Annotated in this window: 5 protein-coding genes and 1 pseudogene; 3 read left to right on the top strand and 3 right to left on the bottom strand. The window is 56.7% G+C overall.

Annotation, left to right across the window (positions count from 1 at the left end; all coding sequences use genetic code 11):
- Positions 1–57: 57 nt before the first annotated feature.
- The 3 genes and pseudogenes from AC2LD7_RS06170 to upp all read right to left on the bottom strand — a co-directional run bounded on the left by AC2LD7_RS06170 (position 58) and on the right by upp (position 2,380).
- Positions 58–361: pseudogene (locus tag AC2LD7_RS06170) on the bottom strand (YkgJ family cysteine cluster protein).
- 115 nt (positions 362–476) lie between these two features.
- The gene (locus AC2LD7_RS06165; RefSeq protein ID WP_484596943.1) at positions 477–1,739 is read right to left on the bottom strand and encodes a uracil-xanthine permease family protein; all 1,263 of its coding nucleotides are present in this window, start codon (positions 1,737–1,739) and stop codon (positions 477–479) included.
- Positions 1,740–1,741: 2 nt separating this feature from the next.
- Positions 1,742–2,380: a uracil phosphoribosyltransferase gene (gene upp / locus AC2LD7_RS06160; protein ID WP_484596942.1), complete on the bottom strand. Its 639-nt coding sequence runs from the start codon at positions 2,378–2,380 to the stop codon at positions 1,742–1,744.
- A 311-nt stretch (positions 2,381–2,691) separates the two neighbouring features.
- On the opposite strand from upp, the gene AC2LD7_RS06155 reads away from it, so the two are divergent.
- From AC2LD7_RS06155 to AC2LD7_RS06145, 3 genes are all read left to right on the top strand, one after another.
- Entirely contained in the window at positions 2,692–3,249 is a 558-nt protein-coding gene (locus AC2LD7_RS06155; protein WP_484596941.1) for a hypoxanthine-guanine phosphoribosyltransferase, read from the top strand.
- A gap of 583 nt (positions 3,250–3,832) precedes the next feature.
- On the top strand, positions 3,833–5,632 hold the full coding sequence (locus AC2LD7_RS06150) for a DUF1302 domain-containing protein (protein WP_484596940.1): 1,800 nt from the start codon (positions 3,833–3,835) through the stop codon (positions 5,630–5,632).
- A 108-nt stretch (positions 5,633–5,740) separates the two neighbouring features.
- Positions 5,741–7,102: a DUF1329 domain-containing protein gene (locus tag AC2LD7_RS06145; RefSeq protein WP_484596939.1), complete on the top strand. Its 1,362-nt coding sequence runs from the start codon at positions 5,741–5,743 to the stop codon at positions 7,100–7,102.
- The last annotated feature ends 69 nt before the right edge of the window (positions 7,103–7,171 follow it).

The following is a 7,171-nucleotide window of genomic DNA, read 5'->3' as shown; positions in this document are numbered from 1 at the left end:
TCCAGCCTCCAGCCTCCAGCCTCCAGCCTCCAGCCTCCAGCCTCCAGCCTCCAGCCTTTACCGATACGCCGACTCGGATCCCTTTCGCTCTTCCAGGCAATCATCCGAGCCGAGTTCGAACTCCCTGCAAATCAACGGACGTTTTTCATAGATTGTGCAGCGCATGCTGTCGCGGTCGAGCGCCGCGCACCAGCCGTCATCGAGACGGTGCATGACCTGACCGCCCCAGGCGTCCTCATCGATAAAGCGCTCCGGTATCGGTGATGAGAAGTACCTCGAGCCGGCAGCAACAGGCGGCGCAAGTAGAGCAGCTAACGGCCGCTTCGCTCAGTTGTCGGTGGGGGATGTATGAGTTGCTCATCGCGGCAGTCTACCCATCCTGCTCAGCGATAGCTGCAAGCAGTGCGATCGAGGCGCACGATGCGGGGTGACCAACAAGGCCAGCTCGCGAAACGCGGCTGGCCAGATACCACGTTTCAGCTGTTTTCTTCGAGCTGCTTGTTCTTCCAGCCTTCGCCGCCGGGGAGGACCAGGTTGAGAATCAGCGCGACGATCGCGCACAACGAAATGCCCGACAGGCTGAACTCTCCATAACCGATCGCCATGCCGCCGATGCCGAACACCAGCGTCACCGAAACGATAATGAGGTTGCGCGCTTCGGACAGGTCTACCTGGTGGCGGATCAGTGTGCTCAGGCCGACCACGGCGATCGAGCCGAACAGCAAGCAGAGGATGCCGCCCATTACCGGCACCGGAATACTCAGCAGGCCAGCTCCGAACTTACCGATGAATGCCAGAACAATCGCGAAAATCGCGGCCCAGGTCATTATCTTCGGGTTGTAGTTCTTGGTCAGCATCACCGCACCGGTGACTTCCGCATAAGTGGTGTTTGGCGGGCCTCCGAACAAGCCGGCGGCCGAGGTTGCCAGACCATCGCCTAGCAGCGTGCGATGCAGGCCAGGCTTCTTGATGAAGTTATTGCCAGTGACGCCGCCGATGGCGATAACACCACCGATGTGCTCGATGGCCGGCGCTAGCGCCACGGGGACCATGAACAGGATTGCGCCCCAGTGAAATTCCGGCGTGACGAAGTTTGGCACCGCCAGCCAGGGTGCGGAGGCGATGCCGTTGGTATCCACGACCCCAAAAACGAACGACAGACCGTAACCCACCGCGACACCTGCCAGGATCGGCACCAGACGGAACAGCCCTTTGCCGAGTACGGCCACAAGCAGCGTAGTCAGCAGGGCCGGCATCGAGATCATCATGGCCGTTTCGTAGGGGATTAGTTGAGCGCTGCCGTCGCCGGCCTTGCCCATGGCCATGTTCACCGCTACAGGCGACAGGGCCAAACCGATGGAAATGATCACCGGAGCGATCACAACGGGTGGCAGCAAACGGTCGATGAATCCGGGGCCTTTGAGGCGAACCGCAAAGCCCAGAATCATGTAGACGATGCCCGCAGCGACTACGCCACCGAGTACCGCCGGCAGGCCGAAGTCACCCTTGGCGGCGATGATCGGCGCGATAAAAGCGAAGCTTGAGGCAAGAAAAACCGGCACCTGACGCTTGGTGACCAGTTGGAACAACAGGGTGCCGATACCTGCGGTGAACAGCGCAACGTTGGGATCCATACCAGTAATCAGCGGCATCAGAACCAGCGCGCCAAAGGCCACGAACAGCATTTGCGCGCCGGCCAGCACTTGGCGTCCGAGCGACTCTTCCATCTGTTGCGACATGCTCAGATGTCCTTCTGCTTCGTGCCGAAGATCTTGTCTCCTGCGTCGCCCAGGCCGGGCACGATATAGCCGTTCTTATCCAGGCGTTCATCAATGGAAGCGGTGTAAATAATTACGTCCGGATGGGCCTTCTCTACCGCATCGATTCCTTCCGGCGCAGCGACCAGCACCAGGGCGCGGATTTCCTTGCAGCCCGCTTTTTTCAGCATATCGATCGCCGCGACCATGGAGCCGCCAGTGGCCAGCATCGGATCGATGATCATCGCCAGGCGCTGGTCTAGGTCGTCAACCAGTCGTTCGAGGTACGTATGCGCCTGCAGCGTTTCTTCGTTGCGAGCGATACCCACCGCGCTGACCTTGGCGCCGGGAATCAGGCTGAGCACGCCGTCGAGCATGCCGATGCCCGCCCGCAAAATCGGCACGACTGTGATCTTCTTGCCGGAAATCTTCTCGACCTGCACCGGACCGCACCAGCCATTGATGCTGTAGTTCTCCAGCGGCAGGTCACGGGTCGCTTCGTACGTCAGAATCGATCCGACCTCCTGCGCCAGTTCGCGGAAGTTCTTGGTGCTGATATCGGCTCGGCGCATCAGCCCAAGTTTGTGGCGAATAAGCGGGTGGCGAATCTCTCGAATGGTCATGGCTGACTCCGGCGGTCGAATAAACCGGCGTAGATTAATGCATCGAGGTGTTAGCGGCTATTGATGTGGTCAAACAGCACTTGCCCTGTCCGCAACTGCATCGGTATCGTCGCGCTCCTTGAATAACGCAGCTGTCCAGGCTGCTTCCACAGACTGTTGAAAGCTACCTGCGTTGGCAACACTGCGTTAAAAGCAGCTCTTAAAATGCTCGTTTACAGCAAGTAAACTCCGCTTTTCGGCTGTTTTCCTTGTCCTTCCTGCCTCGCCTGCGCTTTTAACAGCCGGCTAACCCTTCTTTCTGGAGCATCGCCATGTCCGTCGATCTCGCACACATTCGCCAAGTCATGGCTGAAGCCGATTGTCTGTACGCCGAAGCCGAGGTTGACGCAGCCATAAATGCGGTCGCGGCAAAAATCAACGGTGAACTGGCCGACCGTAACCCTGTGGTGTTCTGTGTGATGAACGGCGGGCTGATTTTCTCGGGTAAGCTGGTCCCGAAGCTGAACTTTCCGCTGGAGCTGTCCTATCTTCACGCCACGCGTTATCGCAACGAGACGAGCGGTGGCGAGCTGTTCTGGAAGGCCAAGCCGGAAATCTCTTTCATCGACCGCGACGTGTTGATCGTCGACGACATTCTCGATGAAGGGCATACGCTTGGGGCGATAATCGATTTCTGCCGTCATGCCGGCGCAGCTGCCGTGCATACGGCGGTACTGGTCGACAAAGACCATCAGCGCAAGGCCCGTCCGGATCTGAAGGCGGATTACGTCGGTCTGAGCTGCGTCGATCGCTACGTGTTCGGTTACGGCATGGATTACAAAGGATATTGGCGGAACGCTCCGGGTATCTATGCCGTTAAAGGTATGTAAGTCGACATCTGCTGATATTGACCTTGTAAAGGACCGAGTGAGTTCGGTCCTAAATCGACAAGCTATGTGGTTGTGCTGCTATAGCCTCGGTTAAAAGCGGCCCCGCTCTTGTCTGGCTATAGTCTGGGCAAGTGCCCTTTCCTTTGCTTCGAATGCGCCACAGCTCGGAGCTGTTCCTCAAATTCCCCCTTCGACTGTTTCGTTTCACCCCAGGCGCTGCGCTTCGGTAACGCTCTGGTGCGTTGCGGCTCTTCTTTCTCGTTCGTTGTCGGTGAGTCCGGCACCGTGCCAGGCGTTCTGGTTCGGGCAGCCAGCAGCCGGTCCGTCGCGATTTCGCTGACTTTCCCGCCAACAAGCTTGCAACTGCTCTAGTTCGGGGGTTGCGCCAATTTCGTTCGCGGCTAAGCTCTCGAATAGCTTCGCTTGGGGGTGCGTTTCAATTAAGCCGACACACCCCTGAAGCCCAATAGCGGGAAGGTCGTTAATACTTAAGGATTACAAAACAAATCAAACCTTAGTGCGCTTAACCCCCTGCGGCCGTGTGGTTAGGGTGAGCGTACTTCGAACCAACCAGGAGCGCCTCATGACAAAAACAACAAGGCAAGGAATCTTCCAGCCCAAGACACTGGCCCTCGCGGTCGCGTTGGGCACCGCCGCACCGGCTTATGCCGTCACTTTCAATATTGGGGAGATTGAAGGTCAATTCGACTCGTCGATGTCCATCGGGGCGAGCTGGTCGACGACGGATCGGGATATGGATTTGGTGGGTTCTGCCAATGGAGGAACTGGTTTCACCCAGACAGGTGACGATGGCCGCCTGAACTTCAAGAAGGGAGAAACCTTTTCGAAGATTTTCAAAGGTATTCATGATCTTGAACTGCGCTATGGCGACAGCGGCGCATTCATTCGTGGTAAGTACTGGTATGACTTCGAACTAAAAGATGAAGATCGTCTGTTCAAAGATATCAGTGACAGCAATCGCAAGGAGGCCGCGCAATCCTCTGGTGCCCAGATTCTTGATGCGTTTCTCTACCATAACTATTACGTAGGCGACCTGCCGGGCACGGTCCGACTCGGCAAGCAGGTTGTTAGCTGGGGGGAGAGCACGTTTATCGGTAATTCGATCAACTCGATCAACCCACTCGATGCCGCAGCGTTTCGCCGTCCTGGCGCTGAAATCAAAGAGGGTCTGATACCTGTCAATATGCTTTATGTGTCGCAGAGCCTGACCGATCAGCTGAGCATGGAGACTTTCTACCAGCTTGAGTGGGATCAGACGATTGTTGACAATTGCGGGACATTCTTCGCAGGAGCGGATGTGGTCGCCGATGGTTGCGATACAAATTACAACATTCTTGATGCAGCTACCGTTAACAGTCTGCTTGCTTTGCCCGCTGCAACACGCGCTGCGCTTGGAATAAATGTCGAACAGGAAGGTCTTTTGGTTCGCCGCGGCGGTGATCGTGATGCTCGGGATTCTGGTCAATATGGCGTTGCGTTTCGTTGGCTGGCTGACTCCGCTGAATACGGCGCATATTTCATGAACTACCACAGCCGTACGCCGAATTTGAATGTGCGCAATGCAAACGCTGCAGCGATCGGTGCAGCACTCGCTACGCCAGCACTTGCTAGCCCGATTTTGCTGAGCAACGGCGAATATTTCCTCGAATATCCGGAAGATATTCGTCTATATGGCGCGAGCTTCTCCACCACTCTGCCTACTGGTACAGCATGGTCCGGTGAGGTTAGCTACCGGCCTAACCTCCCCATTCAAATCAATAGTACGGACATAACTGGCCGGCTAGCGCGTACCGTTGCGACTGCCGCCGCCATCGGCGGGGCTACCGGTGGGGCAGCCGGGGCTGCTGCGGCAGGGCTTGCTCAAGCAGGCGTTGAAAGTCGCGGCTACAACCGCAAGGAAGTTACCCAGCTGCAAACAACCTTTACGCATTTTTTTGATCAAGTGCTAGGCGCCGGCCGTGTGACCGTGGTGGGAGAGCTTGGCTACACCCATGTCGGTGGGCTCGAAAGCAAAAGCGAGCTCCGCTACGGGCGTGATTCGATCTACGGTCTGGACAATACGCTATACGGAAACGATGGCTTTGTTACGGCTGATTCCTGGGGCTATCGCCTGCGGGCGCTGGCGAACTATAACAATGCCTTTGCGGGTATAAACCTGACGCCTAACGTCTCGTTTTCCCACGATGTTGATGGCTACGGACCTGTGTTCAACGAAGGCTCCAAGGCCGTCAGCGTTGGCGTCGATGCTGAATACCAAAACACTTACACCGCCAGCCTGTCATACACCGACTTCTTCGGTGGCGACTACAACACGCTGGTCGATCGTGACTTCCTCGCGCTGAGCATGGGCGTGAACTTTTAAGGAGGCTGCTTCAATTGGCGATGCGACGGAGCCCTTGTCGGTCTCCGTCGCGCTACAAGCTCTATGCAAGGCCTCCGGCCAAACAAGATCAAGAGGAACTGGAATCGTATGAAAACAACAAGAAAACTATTCAGTGTCTTGGCTCTCTCGCTGCTCGCCAGCAGCGTGATGGCCGCCGTATCTCCAGAGGAAGCCGCAAAACTCGGCAACTCGCTGACGCCGCTCGGTGCCGAGAAGGCGGGCAACGCCGACGGAACCATTCCGGAGTGGACTGGTGGTCTGGCTACCGATGCCGCACCGCTGAAAGATGGACATCTCACCAATCCCTTCAAGGATGAGCAGCCTAAGTTTGTCATCACGGCGCAGAACGTCGATCAGTACAAAGACAAGCTGACCGCAGGCCAGCAGGCGATGTTCAAGCGTTATCCGGAAACCTACAAGATTCGTGTATTCCCGACGCATCGCAGCGCAGCGGTGCCGGATCGAATTTACGAGGCAGCCAAGAAAAGCGCGCTGAATACCGAGCTGGTCGGTGGTGGTAACGGTCTCGCCAACTTTGCTGACAGTCGCTACTACGCCTTCCCGATTCCTAAAAACGGTCTGGAAGTCGTCTGGAACCACATCACCCGCTATCGGGGGGGCAACGTACGCCGCAATATCGTACAGGCCACACCGCAGACCAATGGCAGCTACACCCTGGTGCATTTCGAGGATGAAGTGGCGTTCCCGAGCGACATGACGGATCTCGATCCAGAGCGCGCCCAGAACGCGCTGCTGTTCTTCAAGCAGCGAGTAACAGCGCCGTCGCGCCTCGCCGGTAACGTGCTGCTGGTACATGACTCGCTGGACCAGGTGAAAGAGCCACGCCAGGCCTGGATCTATAACGCTGGTCAACGTCGTGTGCGTCGTGCTCCGCAGGTTGCCTATGACGGCCCGGGTACCGCAGCCGATGGTATGCGGACTACCGATAACTTCGACATGTTCAGCGGTGCTCCGGATCGTTACGACTGGAAACTGGTCGGCAAAAAAGAGCTATACATCCCCTATAACAGCTTCGATATCAACTCCAGCGATGTGAAGTACAGCGACATCCTCAAGGCGGGTCACGTTAACCAGGATCTGGCTCGTTATGAGCTGCACCGGGTATGGGAAATCGAAGCCAATCTCAAGGATGGCGAGCGTAATATTTACGCCAAGCGCCGTTTCTTCGTTGACGAAGATACTTGGACCATCGTGCAATCCGAGCTCTATGACGGTCGCGGCCAGCTGTGGCGCGTAGGTGAGGCGCACATGCTGCAGTACTACCAGCATAAGGTTCCGGCCTATGCGTTCGAAGCGCTCTACGACGTGATTTCCGGTCGCTACATTGCGATTGGCTTGAGCAACGAAGAAGAAGCCCATGAGTTTGGCTACAAAACATCGGCTCGGGATTTCACGCCTGCCGCTCTGCGCAACGCCGGGGTGCGCTGATCATTTAGTATCCATGTGATGAATAAGGCGGCCAGTTGGCCGCCTTTTTTTTTATTGCGAAGCGAGGGA

The sequence above is a fragment of the Stutzerimonas sp. genome, assembly GCF_982611455.1.
Note: the sequence above shows the minus strand (reverse complement) of the source record. Positions and strands in the feature narration are given on the sequence as shown.